The organism is Paenibacillus jepli (genome assembly GCF_047238105.1).
Taxonomy (GTDB): Bacteria; Bacillota; Bacilli; order Paenibacillales; family Paenibacillaceae; genus Paenibacillus_D.
The window spans coordinates 3,093,195-3,117,093 of record NZ_JBDFMD010000001.1; the positions used below are offsets into that span (position 1 = coordinate 3,093,195).

General features: G+C 53.8%; 18 protein-coding genes. 3 read left to right on the plus strand and 15 right to left on the minus strand.

Annotated elements, in window-relative coordinates; genetic code table 11:
• Positions 1 to 165: 165 nt before the first annotated feature.
• The 6 genes from ABC336_RS13625 to ABC336_RS13650 all read right to left on the minus strand — a co-directional run bounded on the left by ABC336_RS13625 (position 166) and on the right by ABC336_RS13650 (position 6,673).
• Complete coding sequence (locus ABC336_RS13625; protein ID WP_413239155.1) at positions 166 to 1,725, minus strand: extracellular solute-binding protein; 1,560 nt, start codon at positions 1,723 to 1,725, stop codon at positions 166 to 168.
• Between the two features lie 67 nt (positions 1,726 to 1,792).
• The gene (locus ABC336_RS13630; protein WP_413239156.1) at positions 1,793 to 2,668 is read right to left on the minus strand and encodes a carbohydrate ABC transporter permease; all 876 of its coding nucleotides are present in this window, start codon (positions 2,666 to 2,668) and stop codon (positions 1,793 to 1,795) included.
• A gap of 23 nt (positions 2,669 to 2,691) precedes the next feature.
• The gene (locus ABC336_RS13635; RefSeq protein ID WP_413239157.1) at positions 2,692 to 3,669 is read right to left on the minus strand and encodes an ABC transporter permease; all 978 of its coding nucleotides are present in this window, start codon (positions 3,667 to 3,669) and stop codon (positions 2,692 to 2,694) included.
• A 163-nt stretch (positions 3,670 to 3,832) separates the two neighbouring features.
• A complete protein-coding gene (locus tag ABC336_RS13640) occupies positions 3,833 to 5,347 on the minus strand; it encodes a glycosyl hydrolase family 95 catalytic domain-containing protein (RefSeq protein ID WP_413239158.1) in 1,515 nt (504 codons plus the stop codon).
• Entirely contained in the window at positions 5,238 to 6,140 is a 903-nt protein-coding gene (locus ABC336_RS13645) for a glycoside hydrolase family 95 protein (RefSeq protein ID WP_413239159.1), read from the minus strand. The genes ABC336_RS13640 and ABC336_RS13645 overlap by 110 nt, the downstream gene beginning before the upstream one ends.
• Positions 6,141 to 6,259: 119 nt before the next feature.
• Complete coding sequence (locus ABC336_RS13650; protein ID WP_413239160.1) at positions 6,260 to 6,673, minus strand: hypothetical protein; 414 nt, start codon at positions 6,671 to 6,673, stop codon at positions 6,260 to 6,262.
• Positions 6,674 to 6,885: 212 nt separating this feature from the next.
• On the opposite strand from ABC336_RS13650, the gene ABC336_RS13655 reads away from it, so the two are divergent.
• Positions 6,886 to 7,398: a DUF2062 domain-containing protein gene (locus ABC336_RS13655; protein WP_413239161.1), complete on the plus strand. Its 513-nt coding sequence runs from the start codon at positions 6,886 to 6,888 to the stop codon at positions 7,396 to 7,398.
• A gap of 21 nt (positions 7,399 to 7,419) precedes the next feature.
• Here the strand turns inward: ABC336_RS13655 and ABC336_RS13660 are convergent, their stop codons facing one another.
• Together ABC336_RS13660 and ABC336_RS13665 are read right to left on the minus strand one after the other, a co-directional pair.
• Positions 7,420 to 8,058 (minus strand): hypothetical protein, encoded by a 639-nt coding sequence (locus ABC336_RS13660; RefSeq protein ID WP_413239162.1) that lies wholly within the window; start codon positions 8,056 to 8,058, stop codon positions 7,420 to 7,422.
• Positions 8,059 to 8,219: 161 nt separating this feature from the next.
• Complete coding sequence (locus ABC336_RS13665) at positions 8,220 to 9,047, minus strand: helix-turn-helix domain-containing protein (protein WP_413239163.1); 828 nt, start codon at positions 9,045 to 9,047, stop codon at positions 8,220 to 8,222.
• 83 nt (positions 9,048 to 9,130) lie between these two features.
• On the opposite strand from ABC336_RS13665, the gene ABC336_RS13670 reads away from it, so the two are divergent.
• A complete protein-coding gene (locus tag ABC336_RS13670) occupies positions 9,131 to 9,943 on the plus strand; it encodes a phytanoyl-CoA dioxygenase family protein (protein WP_413239164.1) in 813 nt (270 codons plus the stop codon).
• A 90-nt stretch (positions 9,944 to 10,033) separates the two neighbouring features.
• Positions 10,034 to 11,053, plus strand: a complete 1,020-nt coding sequence (locus ABC336_RS13675; protein ID WP_413239165.1) for a Gfo/Idh/MocA family protein — start codon at positions 10,034 to 10,036, stop codon at positions 11,051 to 11,053.
• A gap of 46 nt (positions 11,054 to 11,099) precedes the next feature.
• Here the strand turns inward: ABC336_RS13675 and srtB are convergent, their stop codons facing one another.
• From srtB to ABC336_RS13710, 7 genes are all read right to left on the minus strand, one after another.
• Entirely contained in the window at positions 11,100 to 11,867 is a 768-nt protein-coding gene (gene srtB / locus ABC336_RS13680; protein ID WP_413239166.1) for a class B sortase, read from the minus strand.
• A 99-nt stretch (positions 11,868 to 11,966) separates the two neighbouring features.
• A complete protein-coding gene (locus tag ABC336_RS13685) occupies positions 11,967 to 17,789 on the minus strand; it encodes a SpaA isopeptide-forming pilin-related protein (protein ID WP_413239167.1) in 5,823 nt (1,940 codons plus the stop codon).
• A 268-nt stretch (positions 17,790 to 18,057) separates the two neighbouring features.
• Positions 18,058 to 19,068, minus strand: coding sequence for a glycoside hydrolase family 130 protein (locus tag ABC336_RS13690; protein WP_413239168.1), 1,011 nt, complete (start codon positions 19,066 to 19,068; stop codon positions 18,058 to 18,060).
• Between the two features lie 223 nt (positions 19,069 to 19,291).
• Positions 19,292 to 20,293 (minus strand): DUF1861 family protein, encoded by a 1,002-nt coding sequence (locus ABC336_RS13695; RefSeq protein WP_413239169.1) that lies wholly within the window; start codon positions 20,291 to 20,293, stop codon positions 19,292 to 19,294.
• Positions 20,290 to 21,837 (minus strand): extracellular solute-binding protein, encoded by a 1,548-nt coding sequence (locus ABC336_RS13700; protein ID WP_413239170.1) that lies wholly within the window; start codon positions 21,835 to 21,837, stop codon positions 20,290 to 20,292. The genes ABC336_RS13695 and ABC336_RS13700 overlap by 4 nt, the downstream gene beginning before the upstream one ends.
• A 57-nt stretch (positions 21,838 to 21,894) precedes the next feature.
• Positions 21,895 to 22,767 (minus strand): carbohydrate ABC transporter permease, encoded by an 873-nt coding sequence (locus ABC336_RS13705; RefSeq protein WP_413239171.1) that lies wholly within the window; start codon positions 22,765 to 22,767, stop codon positions 21,895 to 21,897.
• Positions 22,768 to 22,792: 25 nt separating this feature from the next.
• Positions 22,793 to 23,728: an ABC transporter permease gene (locus ABC336_RS13710; RefSeq protein WP_413239172.1), complete on the minus strand. Its 936-nt coding sequence runs from the start codon at positions 23,726 to 23,728 to the stop codon at positions 22,793 to 22,795.
• Between the last annotated feature and the right edge of the window lie 171 nt (positions 23,729 to 23,899).

The following is a 23,899-nucleotide window of genomic DNA, read 5'->3' on the forward strand; positions in this document are numbered from 1 at the left end:
TTCTTTTTTGGTTTAAGTGTACTTAACCGCTCCGACAGTTGCAAGAAATCCCCACAACGTGTGGCATGGCTTCGAAGCGTACTCAGGTACTTTGCGGGGGGCCCCCGAAAACATATACATGAAGTGCAAGAAGGGGCCCTTGTCCAAAGGCCCCCTGTTGCTTATCTAATCAATCTGCTCCAGATTGGCCTGGTATTGCTCATCCGCGTAGGCTTCCAGGCGTTCGATGCCGATGCCCTCCGCCAGCTGCACCATATTCTGATAGGCCTGCACTGCCGCCTCTTCGCTGGTCGCCAGGTAGATCTTGACCTCTTCATTTTTCTTCATCTCTTCGATCCGGTCGTAGATGACCCGCTCATCCGTGCCGCTGCGAAGACGGACCATGCCGATGGCCGGACTGAATTCAGTGACCGCCTTGATCTCTTCAAGCGCTTGCGTAGACTGCAGTCCCGGCACGTAGGCGCGCAGGCCCTCGACGATGGCGTCAGAGTAGAGATACCACCACTTCAGTCCCTCTTTGTTGATATAGTCTTCATCGTTGATATCGTAATGGAAGACCGGATAGCCTTCTTCATGCCATTCCCATTGCTCTCCCTCGATCCCGAACATGACGAGCTCCTTGCCTTCGTCGCTGGCCAGGTATTGGAGGAACTGGATCGACTTCTCGGGGTTGGCGTTGTTGCGCGTGATGTAGATGCCGGAGAAGCCGGTGGACGAGCTGATGTTGATGGCATCATCCGTCAGGATCGACGGGATCATCTTGAACCGGTAGTCCGCTCCTTGCGCTGCCAGCGCAGCATTGTTCCGCTCGGCCACGCTGACGGTGTGCATATGCGCGAATGCTCTGCCGCTATGAGCATACTCATCGTCGATCTGATCGTTGCCGTATGTGAAGTTCTCAGCCAGGATGTGACCTTTGCGGTACAGGTTGTTCATGAATTTGTAGTATTCCAGCATGCCCGGATGCTTCAGCTTATGCCGCAGCTCTCCGTCTTCCTCATACCAGTTGCTGTGCGGCGGCATGCCGAATTGCATCTGGAAGTAATGGTAGACCCAGTTGATGTCGATCGTCAGCGGCACCATATCCGGATATTGCGCTTTGACCTGGTCCAGGACAGCCTCGAAGTCAGCCAGCGATTCGATCGCCGGATTGCCCAGCTCCTCCAGGATATCTTCTCTGACCGCGATACCCGGATTGCCGTCGTTGCCCAAGGCAAACGGATTGCTCTCCCACTCTTCCGGGGTAGCATAGGAATTCATCACGGAGTATACGTTGCCGTCCTGCGCGGTGTTGACCGCCAGACGCGTCTCATCGATCTCGAAATCCGGGGCATATTGCTCGATCAGTTCATTCCAGGGGTAGGCCAGATCGCTATTCTCGAGTCTCGTCTCCCGGTTGGTGAAGATCAGATCCGGAAGATCGCCGGAAGCGATCATCAGCGGCAGCTGCTGGTCGTCGGAGGCTACGGTAACGTTCAGCTTGACGCCGGTACGCTTGGTCAGTTCCTCAGCGATGGTTCCCTGCCAGGACTGAACCGGATACCAGGAATGATGGATAAACAAGTCCAATTCGACGATCTCGTCGCTACCTGCGCTCTCTGAGCCGGCTGGCGGCGTTTGCGGCCCGTTGTTTGGCGCATTGTTCGGCGCGTTGTTTCCTGCGCAAGCCGTGAGCAGCGACGCCAACAGCACGAGACTCAATAACGAAGAAGTTATTTTGTTCATGTCGAACCCTCCATTTTTTGTAAGTCTAGTGTATATCAAAGCAAGTGCTTTAATACCGTGGGGACCATTACTCTTTTACAGAGCCAAGCATAATGCCCGACACAAAATGTTTTTGCAGGAAGGGATACACCAGCATAATCGGCACCACGGACACCACCATGGCCGTCACCTGCAAGGAGTAGCTGGTCACGCCGGAGCCGGCAGCCGCTGCAAGCGACTCCTGCGGCACCTGACTGCGATTGATAATCTCGATCATGCGGTAGGTCAGGGTTCGCAAATGATCGTCCCGGACAAAGTACGCGGAATCCAGCCATGAGTTCCACTGGCCCACCCCGAGAAACAGCGACATCGTCGCCAGCAGCGGCTTGGATACGGGCAGAATGATGCGGAAGAAAATCTTCAGCTCATTGGCGCCGTCGATGTGAGCGCTCTCCTTCAGCTCCTTGGGGATCTCCCGGAAGAACGAAATCGCGATCAAGAGGAAGAAGGTGTTCAGCAGCGACGGAATAATATATACCCCAAAGGAATTAAGCAAGCCGAGCGAACGCAGCACGACATAATAGGGAATGAGCCCGCCGGAAAAATACATGGCAAAGATGACAATAACGAAATACACATTGCGGAACGCCAGATCGCGCTGCGACAAACCATAAGCCACCATACTGGTAAACAGAACCCCGGTCGCGGCTCCGACAGCTGTCCTGGCTATACTCATGAACAAGGCATTCATCCACTCCGGACGGCTGAAGAACATCGCATAATTGTCAAGCGTGAAGCTGCCCGGCCAGAAATAGGAGCCGCCCAGCAGCGCGTTCGAGCCCGAGTTGAAGGAGGTAATGACCAGATAATAGAATGGAAACACGGTAGCTATAAAGACCACGGTCAACAAAATATAGATGGTACTATCCAACACAACGTCTTCGGTCGTTTTTCTTCTGAACATGAGTTCCCCCTCTCCGCCAAGGCCTAGAACAACCCGTTGCCTGACACGCGCTTGGCTATATAGTTGCTTGAGAAGATCAGCACGACTGAAATAACGGATTGAAACAGATCGATGGCAGCCGCGTAGGAGAATCTCCCCTGTGCCAGGCCGGCTTTGAAGGCGTAGGTCTGGACAATCTCAGAGGTGCTGTTGTTGCTGGCGTTGCCGAACAAGTAAGCCTGATCAAAGTTCGAGCCGATCAGTCCGCCGCCCAGAATACTGCCGATCGTCAAGATGAGGACGACGACCACGGTGCCCTTGATGCCGGGAAGCGTAATATGCCAGATCCGGGCCAGGCGCCCTGCCCCATCGATCTGTGCGGCCTCGTACAGCGCAGGATTGATCCCTGCAATGGACGCCAGGAAGATGATCGCCCACCATCCCGCTTCCTTCCAGATCGCCGTCCCGATCGCCATCCCCCAGAAGTAAGAGCCGCTGGTCAGGAAGGGAATCGGCTGTTCGATCCAGCCCCAGGACATCAGGATATTATTCACCATGCCGATGTCGCCCGAGAGGAAGGTGAAGGCAACGCCCAACACGACGACCCAGGAAATGAAATGGGGCAAATAGCTGGCCGTTTGCACGACGCGTTTGAACGCCATGTTCTTGACCTCATTGAGCATCACGGCAAACAGGATCGGTACCGGGAAGGTAAAGATGACTTTCAGGAAGCTTAGAACAAGCGTATTGCGGACAATTTCATAAAACTGATAATCATTATAAAACTCCCTAAAATATTTGAGTCCAACCCACTCGCTTGTAAAAATTCCCTTGATTCCGCTTACAATCGAATAGTCCTTAAATGCCATCAAAATCCCGAACATCGGGGTATAAGAAAATACAAACAAAAAGGCTAAACCCAACCAGACGAAATAATGCATGCCCTGCTGCTTCTTGAAGCGCTTCCATGCGGAAGACCCGGAAGTCAGCTTTCTGTTGGATGGCTCAGCTGCCGTCTTCATCTGCAACGTCCCCTTTCTACTTCTCATTATAGATGGCACCGGACGGCTTCCGACAGTAATCATAATTTAGAATGGGATGTGCATTTTTTATAATAATTGATAGCGCTTTCATTGTAACAAAAAGAAACCCGCCCTCCACGGAGCAGAGGACGGCAGACATCGGTCACCCATACAATTCCACCAGCTCGTACGTATGATTTGCTTCCACTTCCATTCGCATGGTGCGATCCTGGTAGCGGACGGTACAGATGCCGTTTCGCTTTGCGCTGAGCTCAGCCTTGGACAGCCGTCCATCCCGCCACGCGGCTGCAAGCTCGAAGCCGCCGCGGGCTCTCAGCCCTTTGCAGGAGCCGCTCGGCCACTGCGACGGCAGCGCTGGGAGCAGCTCGATCTCATATTCCGGTACCTGTCCGCTGTAGTGCACCCGGCTTTGCAGCAGCATCTCTGCGATCCCTGCCGTGCCGCCCAGGTTGCCGTCGATCTGCATCGGCAACGGCGGCCGCATGTTGAGCAGGTTGGGGGTGGCCGATCTTGAGATTAATTGGATAAGCTGATTGTGGGCGGCTGCGGCATCCCGCAGGTGGGCATGCAGCGCGATGCGCCACGCGGCTCCCCAGCCCCCTCTCCCTTCTCCGCGCATCTGCAGGCTTGTCCGCACTGCCTCCGCCCAGGCAGGCGTGCGCTCAAGCGAGATTTGATTGCCGGGATACAAGCCGTAGAGATGCGACACGTGACTGTTGGCGTCATCGGGACGGTCCCAATCGCCGATCCATTCCTGCAATTGGCCATAACGGCCGATCCGCATCTCCGGCATCCGAGACAGCGCCTCCCTCATCCGTGCCTGCAAGGACGCTTCCCCATTCAGGATCTCCGCTGCGAGGATACATCGCTCGAACAGGTCGGCTATTAATTGCAGATCAAGCGTAGCTGCGTAGGTTAGATAGCCGGAACGGCCATCCTCTGTGATGTAGGCGTTCTCAGGAGAATAGGAGGGACAGGTGACCCATTTGCCCGCTTCGGCCGTGTCCGCCGGCGCTTCCGTCAGGTAGTCCAGTATAAACCGGGCCGCGTCCAGCATCGCCGGATATACCTTCGTCTCCAGAAATGTCCGGTCCGGAGCATACTCGTAATGATCCCAGAGATGCTGGACGAGCCATGCGGCTCCCATCGGCCATACGCCTGCATCGGCATCGGCCGGAGCGGCTGCCCGCCACAGATCGGTATTATGGTGAACGACGAACCCTTCCGCATTATAATGCGCCTTGGCGGCTCTGGCGCCGCTCTCCCGCAGATCCTCGATCAGGTCGAACAACGGCAGATGACATTCCGCAAGATTAGTGCTTTCTGCAGGCCAGTAGTTCATTTGAACATTGATATTGGTCGTCCATTTGGACCCCCACAGCGGTTCCTTCTCTTCGTTCCAGATGCCCTGCAGATTGGCGGGCTGTCCCCCGGGCCTGGAGGAGCTGATCAACAGATAGCGTCCGTACTGAAAATACAGCGCACTCAGCCCCGGATCCTGCAGCTGCTCAATCGCCGCGATCCGCTCATCGGTAGGCTTCTGCTCCTCATCGGGGTCGTGATCCAGAACAAGCTCTACCCGCTTGTAAAGGGACGTATAGTCCTCGATATGCCGTTGCAGCAGCTCCTGATATGAACGGCTGCAGGCATGCTTCATGAGCTCGGTTGCCCGAGGCCGGATCGCCTCCATCATCGCGGTAATCGACGAAGCTGGTTGCCCCGGTAAAATACACGGTGAGTGCATCCGCATCCCGGATATCCAATACGCCATCCTCCGTGACACGCACGGAGCCATTCTCGGATTCGACCCGCAAGCGCGCCTCATAGCGGAGTCCTGCGCCTTCCCAGCCGGCCACCCATTTTCTCCTGGCCCCCGGCCGGGGGCCTACGCTGCCGCGAAGCACCAGGGTATCGCCGCCTTCTGCCGCAACCGTCGACTGTTCGTAAAGAGAATGCAGGGATACGCTCACGTTTAACGTCGCTGAGCGACTCGCAGTCACCCGCATCACAATCGCCTGATCGGGATAGGAGCAGAAGACCTCCCGCTGGTAATCGACGCCGTCTACGCTATAGCTAACCGTAGATACAGACCGCTCCAGATCGAGCTCGCGGCGGTAATGCTCTGCATGGCTGTGTCCCGGATAGTCAAATCCAACGTCGCAAAAAGGCAGATACGTCTGCAGCGGAGCAGGCTCGCCTCTCATATGGCGCTGAAATAATTCTTCCGCCTGCTCGTTACGCCCTTGGAAGATCGCTTGCCGGACGTCCTCCAGATGCCGGTGCGCGTTAGGACGCTCATAATGATGGGGACCGCCCGACCACAACGTCTCTTCGTTCAGCTGCCATCTGTCTGCCGCCAGCCCTCCGGACAACATCGCCCCCAGGCGGCCGTTGCCTATGGGCAGCGCTTCACGCCAATTCGCAGCAGGCTTGTCATACCAAAGCTTCACATGAATCCCTCCTTCATGTTTACGCTTTCATTTTACGCTTCTCTCCGGCACCCAACCATCATCATTTTATCGGAGAGGGATGTCGTTTTTTAGGATTCGAAAAACGCGTCACCCGCAGCCTAATACTCGGCCGTGGATGGCGCGTTTTCCGGGATGGGCATCGGCCGTTCCTTATTCTTCCCGTAGTTCTCGTACAGATCCATGAACTTCACAAACTCGACCACTTTGGCCGTCTCTTCCTCAGGGAACAGGTCAAACACGGTGCCCATCGCTTTCACATACCCTTGATATGCCTTGTCGTCCAGATCCGTCACCAGACGCTCGCCATGCTCCTCCTCATAGTGCGCGGCGATCAGCTCGATCGCCTCCCGATGCGTGTGCAGCGCCAGCTCCCGCTCATCCTCCTGCGTGCCCGGCAGCGTCTTGTACAGACGAGGCTCCTCGTTCGGGGGAGAGAGGGCTGCCACCGCCCAGGGGAGCATCGCAATCAGCAGCATGAGCACAGTTCCGACCAACACTTTCTTTCCTGTCATGACAAGCCTCCTCGAATGGCAAATCCTTAGTCGTCATCTCTAAATAAGACGTCCTTCCCGGCTGAAAGGTTGACTGGCATCACGCGAACAATCTACTCAACAAACCGTCCTCCACGGCCGATGATAAGGTATCAGCACTATGGAATTCGGATTTCATTCCGAAATCTGTTAAGATGAGGGAATAATCATTCTCCTGCAAAGGAACATCCACCATGAAGACAAAACTCCTAAGACGGATGAAATACTACGCCCTTCGTATTCTGGGCAGCAAAAAGGGCGACCATCAGGTCGCGCTGGGCTTGACGATCGGCTTCTTCCCCTGCTGGTTTCCCACCTTCGGGATCGGAATGGCGCTATCGATCGCACTGGCACGCCTGTTCCGCGGCAATATACCCTCGGCCATCGTAGCCGGCTCATTCGGGACCTTCCTGTGGCCGGTTTTGTTCTATATCAATTACAAAGTCGGTCACTTCTTCCATGTGCTCCTCTGGAGCTCGCCATTCGATCTGGACCTCGTGATGGACAAACCTATCCCGGACAGCGACTATCACGAGACGGTCTGGAACCTCAGCGCGCTCGGCGACCTCGGTCTGGATTTCCTGCTCGGTTCGATCTTCAACAGCGCGGTAGTCTGTCTAGTCAGCTATGCGCTCGTACGCTGGCTTCTTAGACGATACAAGGCGCCCATGCTGCGCAGGCTGCGGCGGTCAGCAGCCCAGCGCTAGCCTCGCGCTGTAGGGGCGTCCTTAATCCGACTGTTCCTTGCGGATCTGCCGCTGCACCGCCGCCATATTATCCTCCAGGTCCGTCATTCGCTCATCCGCTCCTAACGGATCGAAGAATGCTAGCTCTCCGGCTGCCTGCAGGTCATTGTCCAGGCTCTCGAGCTGACCCGCCAGCCGAGGCAGCCGGGCCTCTCGGTAGCGCTCGGCGCTGCCCGCTCTCGTCTTCAGCAGGTAGAGCTCCTGCAAGAGTTCCTCGTGCCGCAGCCTGACCCGGCTCTCCAGCTTGCGCAGCTGGGCGATCTCGACCGTCAGCTCGCGGCCGGCGCGCTGCAGCTCGGCTGCCTGCCGCTCGCACTGCCCGATCTCTCTCCCCTGCCGGAATACTTGCCCCAGCCCCAATTGCCGGGTCTGGATATGGTTCATCAGCTCTGTTACGGCGGCCGTCACCTCCAAGAGCCGGTCCTCGGCCCCCTGGGCCCGTTTCCTGGTCGCTCCTTGGACCAAGCCGATGAAGGTCTGCAGATCGTCCGCCTGAGACGTCAGCTCGACCAGATGGCGCTCCAGCACATCATGCAGCTCGCGCAGACGGCTTCGTCCCTGCCGGAGATACACCATCAGGCCGACCAATAACACAAGGAACATGAACAGAATCAGTCTCATCGCTCCACCCGCTTCCCGGCCTGCGGAGCCTCGCGTCTCCCTCTGCCCCGCTGCCTTTTGACTATCCTCTATACTACGCAGGATCCTAACTGTCCGTTGCACGAGAAGAACCCCTCGGCTCCGTTTGTCTCCAAATTGTCAAACATTCTCCCCAGGTCCGGTCAGATCTGATGCGCCCGTCGATAGACCGAGGGGTTCATGCCTTGCAATTTCTTGAAGCTCTTGCTCAGGTGATGCTCATCGGTATATCCGCATTGCTCGGCAATGCGGGACAGCGGCAGCGTGGTTCGCACTAGCAGCTGCTTGACCTTGTCCACTCGCAGACGAGCCGCATATACACTGGGCGACAGCTGGAATTGCTGCTGGAAAAGCCGGGTCAGCTGCACTTGGCTGATCCCGAGCTGCCGGGCGATCGACTTGAGCGGCAGACCTGTATCTGCGTGCCGGTGCATCAGCTCGACGGCTCCTCTGACAACCGGATGATCCGTATGCAGCGGGGCTGCATAGAGTGCCTGCTTCTCCATCTGCCAGGCATACAGCAGATCTCTCAGCAGATGCCGCTTGAAGGGCATCGTCTCCGCCGCCGGAGCATGCAGCGTCTCCCGCAGCAGCGCCAGCGTCGATTGCAGACGGGGCTGGTTGAGCAGCCTCAGCTTGCCGATGCCGTGCAGCGCTTCTTCCCTGGCCTGCCCCGCCGCTTCGGGGCCCTGCCACTGGAAGCCCAGCAGGTGAAACGACAGTCCCTCTGTGCGACGGTAAAACGTCACGCCGGGCGGACACAGCACCATATCCCCCGCGACGGCCCGCTCCTCTGCTCCTTCGTCCATGCGATAATAAAAACGGCCTTCCTCGGCGACGAACAACGCCCAGTGATCATAGACGTCGTGCGTTTTCTGAAAATGGGGCGCCCCTTTCACGTAGACATGATAGTTCAATTCCGGCGTCAGCAGCAACAACAGCTTCAGCTCCCATAATGAAATTATATACAAGAAATCTGATCCCTGCTTACATTTTATCACGAAACTGGAGGGTCTATAATAACTTAAAAATACAAATTGGAGGCTGTTCCATCATGACCCAAACCGCTGCTTTGCAAGACGCCATCCCATCGTACGTCAAGCAATTCCAATCCGACGGCTATCTGCTGCTGCCCTCGGTGCTCCCGGAATCCAAGGTCGCCCTGCTTAATCAGGCAATTGACGAAGTGATCGCGGGCGAAGCGCCCTCGCTCGCCTACAATGTCTATAACAGCGTTGCCAGACATGCCGAATTCGCTTCCCTCATCGACGAACCGTCGATCCTGCCGCTGATCGTTAACCTGCTGGGCTACAATATTCAACTGCATATCTCACACCTGACTGTACGCCATCCCAACCCCGCCGATCAGAAGACGACCTCCCAGAGCTTCATCGACTGGCATCAGGACGGACCGCATCCGCAGTTCCCGTCCATCGGCGGTGTCACACCAACCTATTATATCAAAGCATGCTATATCCTCAGCGATATGTCGGAGCCAGACCGCGGCAACACCAAGATCATCCCCGGCAGCCACAACAAGCCCTACAATCCGAACAGCCGGAATGTCCGGGAGACGCTCGACGGCGAGCTCCAGATCTGCGGCAAGCCGGGCGATGTGTTCCTCTTCGCGCAGAACCTGTGGCATGCCGGCTCGCCCAACCGCTCCTCGTTCACGAGAAGGCAGCTCTTCATGGGCTACAGTCCGATCTGGATGCGGCCGATCGACTACCACTCGGCTACGGCGGAGCAGCTCCAGGATGCCAGTCCGATCCGCCGCCAGCTGCTGGGGCAGATCAGCGACAACAAATTCAAATATTATGTGCCAGAGGAGGACATGGTGCCGCTGAAATCGCTGCTGCTGCCTTGATTGCGGTTTTCTCTCCGTGCAAGCCGTTGCGCTCCTGCCAAGCTTTATATACAGTATAGGGGAACTCTAATTACTGGGGGAGGAATCGTAATGAAGTTAAAGCTGTGCACGATCGGCGCTTCCGGCCACCTCGCTTATGTGCTGCGGGATCTGCCGCGTCTGCCCGGCGTCGAGTGGGTGGGCTATGCCCCGGGTGCAGGGGAGGAACGGGAGGAGACGCTCGCCAAAACAGCTTCACTGGCGGCGGCGTCCGGCTTGACCGTGCCTGTTTACTTGGAAGACTGGCGGGAGATGCTGGACGCACTGCAGCCGGATGTTGTGGCAGTGGACAGCCATTTTGCCCGCCATGCCGCGATCGGGGCAGAGACGCTGCGGCGCGGCATCCATCTGTTCCTGGAGAAGCCGCTGGCGACGGAGCTCGCCGGGCTGGAGGAGCTGCGGGCGGTCTTCGCCGCCTCAGACGCCCAGCTCGCGGCGATGCACGGCCTGCGCTACGATGCCGCCTTCCATGCCGCCTGGGCAGCCGTCCAGAGCGGTGCCGTCGGCCGGATCCGGCTCATGCATGCGCAGAAATCGTACCGGCTCGGCGAACGCCCTGCCATCTACCGGAGCAGAGCCGCTTACGGCGGCACCATCCCGTGGGTAGGCAGTCATGCGGTGGACTGGCTGCTCTGGTTCGCAGGGACCGGCTTCCGTTCCGTGTACGCCGCCCACTCTACCCGCGACAACGCCGGACACGGCGACCTGGAGATGACTGCGCTATGCCAGTTCCAGATGGAGGAGGGCATCCATGCCTCCGTCAGCCTGGACTACCTGCGTCCGGCCACCGCGCCGACGCATGCCGACGACCGGATCCGGATCGCCGGTACGGACGGCGTCATCGAAGTGCGGGGCGGCGAGGCACTGCTGATCGGCCCGGGACAGCAAGGTGTCCAGCGGTTGGAAACTGCGCCGCAGCCGGGAATCTTCGAAGATTTTGTGCGGCAGCTTCAGACAGGCGAGCCGTGCCGGATCAGCGCGGCGGACAGCTTTGCCGTCACCGAGGCCTGTCTGCTGGCGCGAACGTCGGCGGACAGCGGCCAAGCCGTCGCTTTCCCGGGCAAGGGCTAGAGGCCCGATGGTACAGCCGGCGTGGCCGCTGATGATGGATTTGTTTTTACAGCACTCGTTTCGCATGAATGATAAATCTTGCATCTGTCACCTCATAAGTGCATGTGACTAAGGTAAGCAATTGATCGTCTGAAGTGACACTCACACCTGTAGCGTAGTGCGATTTTTCGATTATTTTTTGCAGGTACGCTTCGTAGTGCTGTTGATCTGCAAACTCATATTCAAAAAACGGATCGTCAGGCGTGTAAATATAGACAGAAAAAATGTCCCACGCCGTTGCTTCCTCGATCCCTTCAAACGTAATCGTGGGATGATCACGGTAATACGCTGCGTCCTTGTACTTGGCCAGCTCCCCAAACATACTGCCATCCTTCATATGATGACCATAGATAACCGTATGGGTATCATCTCTTATACTCGTATTGCGGTAGTCCATAAAGATCGAGCCTCGTCTTGAGGCTTGCTTGTCTACGTTGTGATTCAGATAATAGTCGTTATCCTCTGATTGAAGGACAGGGTAATCTATGGGAGTATTTTCAATTCTGAGCCAGCCGACAATATCCGGATTCATCTCATGCAGTGTACGAAAGCGTGCTTGGTAGTGCTGCTTTAACTGTTCAGCTGTAAGCTCGGCTTGCTCTTCCCCGCTGTTCTCGAATGGTGGGTGCTGGACGTTCTCAAACTGCTGCCTTATACGATCATTGAGCTGATGGCTGGTGTAACCATCGTAGAGGTACAACGCTAATTGATAGCCGCTATATAAAAAGATGACAGCCAGAATCAAAAGCATCGCTTTTCTTGCGTTTATTTTCATGCTATCCCTCGACTTAGTTCTATACTTAACCCCTATTATAGTTCAAAAAAGGAATGCGTACATTCCTGATGGAACGTACGCATGGTTTACGTCTGAACTTTATTGTTTTTGAGCTTTTCTTCTGCCTGTGACGAGTAAGATGAGAATGAGCAGTCCACTACCGGCGAACAGCCACATCATTACAGTAATCGCATCGCCTGTTTTCGGCAATTCATTGCGGTGATTGACCCCGCCTACTGCAGCACCGTTGTTCCCTGTGAGCGTGCCATCCGGTACAGAAGTGTTACCCCCCATACCCATGTTGCCACTTTTAACATCTGTGTCGATATCCGACTCGCCCGAATCTCCACCCGCACCAGTATTCGAGCCCGTGTCAGTTCCGGCACCAGTGCCCGTAGGTGATTCTCCACCTGTGCCGTTGCCTGCATCCGTATCACCCGATACGTCATCACCTTTTATATTGACAACGGTAAAGGTGTGAACCGATCCATCTCTTGTAATGTTCACGGGGATCACGGCATCAGATTTGGTGTAGGACGCTGGTGCAGCCAGCTCCTTCAACTCATAAGAACCATACGGGATCGCTTCGAAGCTTGCCATACCCGCACTATTACTTGTCGCAGTACCCACTAGCTTACCGTTGCTGTCGTATAAGCCAAACTGTGCCCCTTGAAGGGTTTCATTCCGCTCATTGACTTTAGTAATGACAATATCCCCGCGAATAGCTTTGTTTTCTATGGTTCCAGCATGATATGTTTTACCATCCTCTGCTACGGTTACAGGCAGCGTAGCATTGGAAAGGATATACCCTTCCAGCGCTTCAATCTCCTTCACAACGTATTGACCTACAGGTAGATTAGCAAAGGTTGCCTTGCCCTCAGCGTTCGTCGTGCTGCTGGCAAACGGAGTGGTAAAGCCAATATCGGTCGCTTGGTACAAACCGAAGGTCACGCCAGCAAGCTTCACACCTGCATCATCTACCTTTTGTACCGTTACACTGGACCAAGGTGTATCACTGCTACGCTCGTTAACAATCGTTACAGACTCCACATTCGAAGTCCTGGAAATGATCACTTGTTTCTCTTGGTCGGTTTTCACGTAGTTAGCAGGTGCTTCTAGCTCTTTAATCGTATACGTGCCTTCAGTTAATGAGTAAAAGCGGGCCATACCTGAATGATTCGTTACCGCTTCACCTATGAAGTGACCCCATGCATTGTACAGTCCGAACTTCGCTCCGGCAAGTGAATCCCCAAACTCATTCACCTTTTTCACTTCGATCGTTCCTAAAATAATGTTAACTGGCATCGCTGTATTCTCAAAGGTACCCAGATCATACGTTTCGCCTTCTTGTGTTACCGATACTGTTAACGTTTCATTTGACCGGTTGTAGCCGCCAGGTGCGACAATTTCTCTAATGATGTAGTCGCCGTATTCTACATCCTCAAAACGGACCACGCCATTCCCATCTGATATGGCGACAGCCAATTCATTGGTAAATGCAGTGTCGTTAGCATCATATAGAGCAAATCTTGCATGTTGCAACAAGGTGCCGCTGGTTTTAGCGATTTTCACAAATTCAATATGACCCTTGATAATATTGTTGGTTACATACTGTGGCAGGGTGGACGATGTTAGATGCGTTACCGTAGTCCCGTGCTCTGCAGCAGTAATTTGTACTGTTGCGACATCTCCATCGATTGGATTGTAGCCGACAGGCGGCGTTTTCTCGCGAATCGTGTAATCGCCTACTCGTACATCAACAAAGGTAACCTTACCCTCCGCATCACTTATTACCGTATCGACAACATTGCCGTTATGATCCACCAGCTCGAATTCCGCGCCCGGCAGCTCCTCGCCCTTATCGTTCACTTTCACAAACTCGATATCGGCTTCAACAAGGGTATTGGCAACAGGATCCAATGTAATCATAGTATTATGGTTGCTAGCTGCAACTGTAACCGTGTGTACGTCTCCGGTCAACGGAACGTAGCCATGTGGTGCAGAGGTTTCTCTAATGGTGTAGCTGCCTTCACCAATATTCGTAAAGGTTACTGTGCCATTAGCCAAGCTCGTTTGAGATTGCACGAGCGTATCTTGACTGTCGTATAGACCAAAGACAGCCTCCGCCAGCGCTTGACCATTCTCGTCCTGCTTCACAAACGAAATATCGGCTTGAATCAGCTCGTTTGTTACGTTACCAAGCGATATCGTTGTACCATGTACAGCTTCTGTAATGGCAATCGGTGTGCTGTTTATATTGCCTGTAATCGGAATATAACCAAACGGAGTACCCGTTTCACGAATATTGTAATTTCCGGCCAACACATTTTCGAACAGCACAGCGCCAAGTGCATCCGATGTTTCCGTTGCTATAGCTTCATCCGAGCTATTATATAACGTGAATTCTGCCCCAGCCAGCGCAGAACCGGAATCATCCCGCTTAACCAATGAAAGGTTCGCACGAATCAAGCTATTCGAAACCGGATCTAGCGTCAAGGTTGTATCGTGATCTGCTGCGGTAACCTCAACGGCACGAACAACGCCGGTTAACGTTCGATAGCCGTCTGGTGCTTGCATTTCACGAATATCGTATTCCCCATACGCAACATCTGCAAATGCTACGACACCCAAGCTGTTACTTCCAGCTGTAGCAAGCGGTGTGGCAGCAGCATCTGCTCCGCGAGGGAACAACCCGAACTGTGCACCTGCTAACGGGTTGCCGGCTTCAGTTTGCTTGATAAACTGAATATCTGCACGAATCTGTTCGTTGGCAAAAACCAGTTCCAAATATTTGGGCGTATGTGAAGCCGTCAGTGTTAATGGGATGGCATCTTCTACAACAGCTCCTGTTGGCGTAGGCGTTGCTGGCGTGCCGTCCACACTTACATTTCCACTCAGCAGATACCCTGTTGGCGCCTCTACCTCTTTAATATAATAAGGCAGATCGAACTTGATGCGATTGAATTCCAGTTCTCCATCTACGGTTGCTTTTTCTTGAACCTTGTTGCCGTACTGATCATACAAGGCAAAGGTTGCACCCGATAATGAAACACTGGGATCGTCTGAATCTACCTTATGAACGATGAATTGACCGAGATTGCCGTATCCTATGCTTCCAGCTTGCAGGAAGGTGACTGTACGCCCATCACTGGACTGATAAGCCCCCTCAATCGGAACGGCGACACCCTCTTTTGAACCGAACAGATTGATGCTGTTTGTAAAACTGGTACCGGAGGTGACCGTCTCCGTAACATACGTACGGAACGAAAGCTTATACGCTGTCTCAATCGTATCCGTCGGGAAGTTGAATCTGAATTCTCTCGTCGTCGCATCATAGACAATATGTGAGCCATCCAGAGGTATGGATGTACCTGCACCTAACCCGTCATTTCCGTTCGCTGGAATATTGTCAGGTACAATAATGGCTCCACTGTATTCAATTAGCTCCACACTGGTTGTGTCTAGCTCAAGGCCTGCTTGCAGGTTATCGATCAACCAGAAGCTATCGACATCCAGCAGCTGATTAAGATCAACGGCGTTGGAGTTCAGATAGACAACCCAATCCACATACTTGTTGCCGAAAGCAGTCGGAATGCCCTTTTTACTTACAATATGGTTCCTAATGGTTTGCGTTGCAGGATCGGTATTGGATCTTGTCGTATGATCATGGGTTAATGTTGCTTCATTCGTCACGTTGAAATTACCGTTATTCAACGTGTTATTTTGTGAAATAAACTTGGACAGATCCGTAATCGCGGTTTTGAATTCGATCGTGTATTGCTCCGTAATACTTGAATTAAATTCGAAGGTGACGACATCTGTTCCACTGACGGTTACCAGATTGGCAACTGGATTACCGCCAAGATCACGCACGCTGACGGTGTCAGGCAGGAAGGTTAGTCCATCAGGAATAGCGTCGACAATGCTTACATTGGGAAGTGCAATTGCATTGTACAAACTGGCATCCGTTCCTGCTTTCGCTGCACTCGCGGTAGTTGCCCCGTTTTCATTGACGGTCAATCGCCATGTAATCGTACGGTTAGCTACGTCCAGATCATAGCCTTGGGCATCCTTTTTCAACACATTGCTTGTATAGCTCTGCGTACCTGTACTACTGCGGTTAATGGTACCACTCGAAAACGTGGCTGTGTTCGAGAAGCTGCCGCTAGCATTAGCCGTGATGTCTTCTGTCGAAGATGGCTTTGTGTCAAACGTAATGGTGTATCTTGAATTTATAGCAGCATCAAAAACATAACTAAGCGTTGAAGTTCCGGCATCGTAGGTAAATGTTCCGCCAGCATATGCATTATTTTGATGGTCCACAATTCTGGCAGACCCTTCAATATACTGTTGCGTGCTTGGAATCACATCCGTTATCGTTGGTGCCTCCAAATTGATATGGTCACTATTAATCGTAATGGACCACGAAATGACACCATTTGCCCGGTTGTACCCCGCACCTGACTTGGTGAATAAGTTACTGCCAACGCCTACTGAACCCTCTTTCATGACTCCTGCTCCAGTCAAACCTTCCCAGGTAAGGACCGCTTCGTTTCTGAAAGTATAGGAGCCGTTTGCTTGAAAACGAGCGGGGTCAATTTGCGTTTCGTAGGTAATCGTAACCTCTTCACTTATGTTGCCGAGATTGAAAGTCAGCTCAGAGCCGTTCTCACCTGGAGTAACACTAGCACCGTCTATTGTGGCTGTTCCGGGAATATAGGTTAGTCCGGCTGGAAGTGTATCCTGGATGAGGGCATTGGTGAACGCTAGCTCATCTTGATTGACAACAATTGTCCACAAAATATTTTTAGTATTATTCGCTGTCGTGGTAGAGTCATAGTGTCCTGACTTGCTCAAAATATTGAGTGGAATAGTGACCGTTTTCGGACTATCCACATTCGTTGTCTTGTCATCGTCATGCTCAAGGTAAGCGGTATTGGTTACAGCAATGGACGTCTCTCCTGCTTCCAGCGCCGCCAGCAGGGCTGCTTCCTTTAGTGACGTTCTAAAAGTAACTTCCTGTTGCGTGGTAATATCACCCAATACAATAGATAGACTGTCTTCACCAAGTACTATAGCATCTGGCGATACAGCAGCTCCATTCACTTCAATCGATGATGGATCCAGAACCTGACTGCCTGGAATCGGATCTACGAGCACGGCATTGGCAACAGCGACATTCTCTTTGTTGACCGTAATTGTCCACGCAATGTCTGTTCCGTTAACTAGGGCCCCATCCTTTTGTACAGTCACGGGGTCCGGGTCAGGTACTGGAGCAGCTTTAAAGGATAAAGATAGCGTTTGGTTGGGTATGCCAAACGAAATATCCGTAGCTGTACCATCTTCATTAATGTGTGCTTCGTCAAAATTACCAGCTAAGAAAAACGCGCCGCCTACGTTAGATAGCGTTTCAACGCTATCCGAAAAAACAAGCTTGATTTGGTTGCCAGCCATCAAATAAGCTGAAGCAACAGTCGTGCCAACATCTTCGATATCTAGATTGGTCAAATACACTTCTTGACCAGGCCCAAGTTCTGGTAGTTTAATAGCCGGAGGAACATCCAAAATAATGTAGTCACCCTCAACTATCGTGTGCACATTGGGCACTTCAAACTCGTAGAATAGCATGAAGTCCGTATCTTTCTCCAAATCAGGTGTGCCAACAAGTGTATTTCCTGGCATTGAGCCTGCCTTTTCTCTAATGTCTACACCTGTTATGAATTGTGAAGCTACTTCACTTGTTACGTCATTGCCAGTACCTGAGGCGTATGTAAATAATACGTTTGAAATGGAACTGACCTGCAAGGCAACAACGAGTACACACATAAATAAGATTTTTGCATATTTTCGCACGGTGTTTTCTTCAACCTTTCTTTGCATAGGATGATGAAACGATTCTGACTGTATTGGGTCATCCACCATGGTAAGACGTGGACCTCTACAGTTTCTGAAATTTCCGTGCCCGTGGGCGGAGGGGGGTATGCGGCGAGTAAATGGCGCAATGAACACGAAATATCATGCTTATTCAGCTAATTTTGACGATATTGCCGAAATAAACACGATATTTCATACGCATCGTCCACCGCAACCACCCGCAACCGCCCCGCCAAAAGCAAAAGGCTGTCGAATCGCTTCGACAGCCTTAAGCTCTTGGTTCAATTGTGAATGACCGAAAAAGGTCCGCTATGACTCATCCTTCCAGGCAAAGCCGGATCAGATCGTCTACATGGGCGGTGGCCAGACATTCCACCGTGTCGGCTGCGCCGTAATAGATCTTCACTTCTCCGTCCTCTTCCAGAATCATGCCGCCGGGAAAAATGACGTCATTGCGGAAGCCGCCGTCCGTCTCGTAGGGCGCTTCGGGCGCAAGCAGCGGCGAGGAGCTGATGCCGAGGACCTTCCCCGGATTATCGAGATCAAGCAGCATGATGCCGGCGGTATACCGCTTCCGCCAGGAAGCTTCCCAGCCGTTCTTGCCTCTGGCCGGATCGACATCGACCGCATGAAAGGTGGTCAGCCAGCCCTTGCTCGTCTTCACCGGCGGTGCGGCCGGGCCAATCTTGTCATTGGCAAACGGCACCTGCTCCACCGCCAGCAGCAGCTCGGAGCGGCCCCAGTACACCAGATCCGGCGACTCCGAGATCCAGGTGTCGAACCGGTCTGCACCGCCGCGGCTGTACACGGTGAATGGCCGTTCGAGCCGGACATAGCTGCCGCCGATCCGCTCCGGGAACAGGACCATATTCCTGAGATCCGGCGTCGACAAGCTCAAGATCTCAAACGATTCAAAATCATCCGTCACCGCGACGCCGCCCCGGATGCCGTGCCGCGTATCGACGGCGAAGCACATGTAGCAGCGGCCGTCGATCACCGTTAGGCGCGGATCGTAGGCACGGACGATCTCTTCGTCGCGCAGCTTGAAGACGGGCTTCGGTCCCGCCGTCCAATGCACGCCGTCGTCACTGAAGGCGATGCCGAGATCAGTCGTATGAGACGGTTCGATGGTCTGCTTCTCCAGCGAGCCGTAGTCATTGCGGAAGACCATCACATAGCGGCCGTTAAACTTCGCGACGCCCGCATTGAAGACCAGTGCGGTCGGATAAGGCACCCGGGCCGCATCCAGGACGGGATTGGCGGGATGACGGCGGATTAGCGGGCTCGACGTTAATGCCCCGATCAGGGGCAATTTCGTGTTTGGCATTTAACTTTCCTCCAATCCTTTTGTAACTGCTTAATACTTAGGCTAGTAGAGCGAACCCGAAATAAACGAACGATGAAGCGTGGAGAGGAGAGGGAGGCTGGAGAAGCGAAGCGTGCGCCTTTGTCCCCGGATTTCAACCGCTACAGCGGTTAGAAATAAAGAAATCTGGGGACAACGGCGATCGGAAGCCCCCTCTCCTCGTAACGCAGATCGGTACGTTATTTCAGGAGCGAGCTACCAGACCCCCATGACCCTCAAACGGATAGTCAATCGTAATCCGTCCGGTCTGGCAGTCGCCAAGGCCGCTGTACAGGTCAGCCTTGCCGTCCGGACGCATCACAATGCCTGAAGCAAAGACGCAGTCCAGCAAATACGGCTTCTTGGCCGGTCCCGGCGGGTAGCAGGAACGGCTGCCGATCAGACGCAGGTCCATCGACTCCCGGGTAACCGGATCGAAGACAAAGGCCATGTTCAGGTAGACCCGCTGCTCCACGCCGGTCTCGTCCCGGTCCCGGTAGCAGATGTGGCCGATGATGCCGAGCTTGCCGCTCTCCAGCAGATAAGCCTGGTTGACGCCACCCCAGTCGCCTTCCCCGAAAATGCCGTGGATGTAAGGGGCGTTCTCGATCACATCAGCGGTCAACTCGTCCAGTGAGTCGATGGTCGTGAAGCCGATCATCGATTCGCTGCCGTAGATGCTGCGCATCTCCGCGCTGCGGGGCCTGGAGAAGACGCCGATCCGGCCATCCGCCAGCGGCACGAGGCGGATGTCTTTCATTTTGTTGGGGCCGGTAGTGAAGTAGTATAGATCATGCAGGTCGGTACCCCGGTAGAAATAGCCGAAAAAGGTGCTGTATTTGCCGCTTTGGTATTGTACATGCGTACCGCCCAGGATCAGCTCGCCGCCGATCTCGCTGATATAGGGATCCTCCAGCGTGTAGATCATGCTGCCCTCCACCACCGTCCATTCATCCGCGCCCGTTTCCTCGAAGAGGCGGACCCAGGAGCGGGCCCATTCCTCGCGGCGCTCGATCCGCCCGAACAGATACCGCTTGCCGTCCCGTACAAACGGGATCGACACATTGTAGACATCGTAGCCATCCACGCCATGAAATACCAGTGTTGCACGATCATAGATTTGTTTGGCCGCTTCAAATGCGATTCTTTGCTGCTTTAGAGTCACGCCTGTCACGTCTGTAACGCCTTCCTTCTTTCGCTTGATCATTGTTCCGCCAGGTACGCTTCAAACTGCTTTTGATATTCCGCCACCACTTTATCCAGCCCGGCCCTCTTCATCTTGTCCAGCGCCGCCGGGAAAGCCTTGTCGTATTCCTGGACCCCCATGTAGATCGGCGTGATGCTGGCCGCAGCCTCGGACATGATGTTGGTGTATTCGGTTCTCACATTCGTCGGATCGAAGACAAAGTTTGCCGCGATGCTGTTGATGGCATCGGGGTTGGGCTCGAACAACACCTGATTGTTCTCGGGAATGCTGCTCTCCAGGTCAAAGCGCATGAAGTTCACGTTGCCGTTCTGCGAATCGGAGCCACGGTAGCGCGAATTGTTATTGTTCTGCGGGTCGCGGATCGGCTTGAAGCCCTTGTCTCCGTCCTTCTCGTAGTGCATCCCCTCAATGCCATACTGGACCAGATCGTAGTTCTCCTGGCTGGCCAGCATCCAGTTCATGAACTTGACGGCCGCTTCCGGGTGCTTGCTGTTGACTGGCACGGCATTGCCGTTTTTGAAGGCGAGCGGACGCAGATATTCCTTCTCCGGGTTAAACCAGACCACACCGATATCGTCAACCGTGGCCTCCGGGTTGTACTTCTGGAGCCCGGCCAGACTGCCGCCCGTTCCCAGACGCACGAACCATTCGCCGCTGTCGAGCTGGGCATCGACCTGCTCCTGCTTCATGACGAGGATATCGGGGTTGGTCAGTCCTTTGGTGTAGAGCTCGCGCATAAAGGCAGCGTCCTGCTTGAATTCCTCGGTTTCGAACCAGGATCGGATGTCGCCGTTCTGATTGACATAGAAAAACTTATCCTTGACGGTGAAGGGGAACGTATCGTACGTACGGTGCAGCACCGACGTGTGCAGAGAGATCGGATCGAAGTCTGCCCGCGTACCCAGGTAAGGCTTGCTGCTGCCCTTCCAGTTCTGCATGACCGTCTCCCAGGCGCTGATCAGCTCAGCCGGCGTCGTCGGCTCTTCGAGATTGTTCTCGCGGAGGATGTCGCGCCGGATATTGAATTGGCCTTCACTCGCCATCTCCACCCAGTAGGTAGGGACGATATAATGCTTGCCGTTGATCTTGGCTCCGTCGAAAATATCCTCGGGAATCGCCGCTTTCAAATGCTCGCCATGCGCTTCAATCTCCTCGGAGATATCCGCCAGCGCCCCCCGGTTGTAGTAGCTGGAGAATGGCGTACGGTCCTGCATCACATGGAACAGATCAAACTCTTCGCCGGTGGAGAGCATCAGGTTCAGCTTCTGATCCCACGCATCCCATGGAATATAGAGCTTCTCCACTTCCACGCCGACCCCGTCCGCCGCCAGCTTCTCATTGACCTTTTGGTACACTTCCTGATAGTCCTTCGGCTCCGTGCCCGGGACCGCATATTTGATCTTGACGGTCTCGGCTGGCTGTTCACCAGTCTCAGACTGCGGCGCTGCAGGATTGTTGTTGCCCGAATCCGTATCGTTGCCGCATCCGGCCAGCGCCGTGAGGGCAAGCACCGCAGACAACGTGATGGCAAGCTGCTTTTTCATGAAAATAGACCTCCTTGATAGGTGTGTGTTATCTATATCAACCCCGAAGGGGATCGATCAGCCTTTGACCGAGCCGATGACCAGGCCTTTGACAAAGTACTTCTGTAAATAAGGGTAGAGAAACACAATCGGCCCGATCGTGACGATCGCTGTCGCCATCTTGACTGATTCGGCCGGAAGCGTCATGTCGCTTGTCCCCGCCAGCATCGTCATCTCATTCAGCATACTGATCTCGGATTGCAGCTGCAGCAGCATAAATTGCAGCGGGTACAAGTCCTTGCTGTCGATCAGCATGATCGCATTCCACCAGTTGTTCCAGTAATCCAGTCCATAGAAGAGCGCAATCGTCGCCAGTACGGGTGTACACAGCGGAAGATAGATCCGGAAAGCGATCGTAATATCGTTGGCCCCGTCGATCGTCGCCGACTCTCTTAGCGAATCGGGGACCCCGTTCATGAAGTTGCGCACCAGGAAAAGATTGAACGGGCTGAACAGCAGCGACGGAATAATCAAAGCCAGAATATTATCGGTCAGACCCAGCGTCCGGTTCATCAGATACCAGGGCACGATCCCGGCGGAGAAAATCATCGTGATGAAGAAATAAAGCGCCAGCCAGTGACGGTATTTCACATGCTTGTTGGCTAGCGTGTAGCCGGCCATCGCGGTCACCAGAACGGCAAGCAGCGTACCGACAACGGTGACGAAGATCGATATCATATAGCTCTGCATCACCTGGGAGCCGCCCGTGAAGATCAGTTTATAGGCATACAGGGAGAATTCCTCCGGGAAAAAGCTGTAGCCGTTTTTTAATATCGCATTTTCGTCCGTCACCGAAATCATCAGCACCAGCAGCATCGGCAGAAGACAGATGGCCGAATACATCGTAATCAGGGTATACATGATTGCACTGCTTATTGAAAATTTTCTCATCCCTACTCCTCCTGAAACCGTAATGCTAGTATAATGCGCCGTCTCTGAAATATTTGCGGGTAATCGCATTGGTACCGAAGACGAGGACGAACCCGACCAGGGATTGGAACAGCCCGACAGCCATCGCTTCGGACGGGTCGCCGATCTGACGCAGGGACCGGAAGACATACGTATCGATGATGTCCGTCGTCGAATACAAGGTGCCGTTGTCGCCGACCAGGGCGTAGATCATGCCGAAGTCTCCGTACATAATCTTGCCCATCGACAGCAAAGTCAGAATGATGACCGTCGGCATCATCAGCGGAAGCGTGACGCGCATGCACATCTGCCAGCGGTTAGCCCCATCGATCTCGGCCGCTTCATACAACGTTTCATCAATGCCGGTGATCGTGGCCAGATAGATGACGGCGCTCATCCCCGCCCCCTTCCAGACATTCATCGCGGTGAGGATGGCGGGCCATACCTCCGGCTCCGTATACCAGTTGATGGAGGCGATGCCGAGTGCATTGAGCGCCTGGTTGATGATGCCCATATCCATGGAGAAGAAAGCATACAGCACATAACTGACTACGATCCAGGAGATGAAATGCGGAAACAGCATCACCGACTGGCTCAGCTTGACGAACAGCTTCTTGCGCAGCTCGTTCAACAAAAGCGAGATCGCGAGCGCGGTCAAGGTGCCAAATACAATAAAGAGCAAATTGAGAAACAACGTATTAAACGTTACACTGACCGCCTTGTAGGAGCGGAAAAAAAACTCAAAGTTTTGCAAACCCACCCATTCGCTGTTAAAAATGCCTTTCGTATAGTTGAATCGTTGGAAAGCAATAATCATGTACGGGTAGGTCATATAGCCGAAGATAAACGTATACGCCATCGCCGGAAGGACCAGCAGATATGATGTGCCGTTCCTGCGGATATCCGAGAATAGGCCGAATGCCTGCCGCCGTCTCTTTTCCAAGTTCGTATCCTCCTAAAAGTTACTTGCTTCGTGTTGGGATGCCGTTGCTTGCTCTTTACTCTATCCCAGCCGGGAAGCGGTGCCAATTTAAAATATCCGCTATGGCTTCCACATTTCGATGATGGGCTTTCAAAAATCCGATTTGGCTTCCATTTTTAACGAATGACGTAT

What these genes read in the sequence shown, in the direction of transcription:
- ABC336_RS13625 (WP_413239155.1), bottom strand. Translation starts at nt 1,725, where the DNA reads ATGAACAAAATAACTTCTTCGTTATTGAGTCTCGTGCTGTTGGCGTCG.
- ABC336_RS13630 (WP_413239156.1), bottom strand. Translation starts at nt 2,668, where the DNA reads ATGTTCAGAAGAAAAACGACCGAAGACGTTGTGTTGGATAGTACCATC.
- ABC336_RS13635 (WP_413239157.1), bottom strand. Translation starts at nt 3,669, where the DNA reads ATGAAGACGGCAGCTGAGCCATCCAACAGAAAGCTGACTTCCGGGTCT.
- ABC336_RS13640 (WP_413239158.1), bottom strand. Translation starts at nt 5,347, where the DNA reads ATGAAGCATGCCTGCAGCCGTTCATATCAGGAGCTGCTGCAACGGCAT.
- ABC336_RS13650 (WP_413239160.1), bottom strand. Translation starts at nt 6,673, where the DNA reads ATGACAGGAAAGAAAGTGTTGGTCGGAACTGTGCTCATGCTGCTGATT.
- ABC336_RS13655 (WP_413239161.1), top strand. Translation starts at nt 6,886, where the DNA reads ATGAAGACAAAACTCCTAAGACGGATGAAATACTACGCCCTTCGTATT.
- ABC336_RS13660 (WP_413239162.1), bottom strand. Translation starts at nt 8,058, where the DNA reads ATGAGACTGATTCTGTTCATGTTCCTTGTGTTATTGGTCGGCCTGATG.
- ABC336_RS13670 (WP_413239164.1), top strand. Translation starts at nt 9,131, where the DNA reads ATGACCCAAACCGCTGCTTTGCAAGACGCCATCCCATCGTACGTCAAG.
- ABC336_RS13675 (WP_413239165.1), top strand. Translation starts at nt 10,034, where the DNA reads ATGAAGTTAAAGCTGTGCACGATCGGCGCTTCCGGCCACCTCGCTTAT.
- srtB (WP_413239166.1), bottom strand. Translation starts at nt 11,867, where the DNA reads ATGAAAATAAACGCAAGAAAAGCGATGCTTTTGATTCTGGCTGTCATC.
- ABC336_RS13685 (WP_413239167.1), bottom strand. Translation starts at nt 17,789, where the DNA reads ATGGTGGATGACCCAATACAGTCAGAATCGTTTCATCATCCTATGCAA.
- ABC336_RS13690 (WP_413239168.1), bottom strand. Translation starts at nt 19,068, where the DNA reads ATGCCAAACACGAAATTGCCCCTGATCGGGGCATTAACGTCGAGCCCG.
- ABC336_RS13695 (WP_413239169.1), bottom strand. Translation starts at nt 20,293, where the DNA reads ATGATCAAGCGAAAGAAGGAAGGCGTTACAGACGTGACAGGCGTGACT.
- ABC336_RS13700 (WP_413239170.1), bottom strand. Translation starts at nt 21,837, where the DNA reads ATGAAAAAGCAGCTTGCCATCACGTTGTCTGCGGTGCTTGCCCTCACG.
- ABC336_RS13705 (WP_413239171.1), bottom strand. Translation starts at nt 22,767, where the DNA reads ATGAGAAAATTTTCAATAAGCAGTGCAATCATGTATACCCTGATTACG.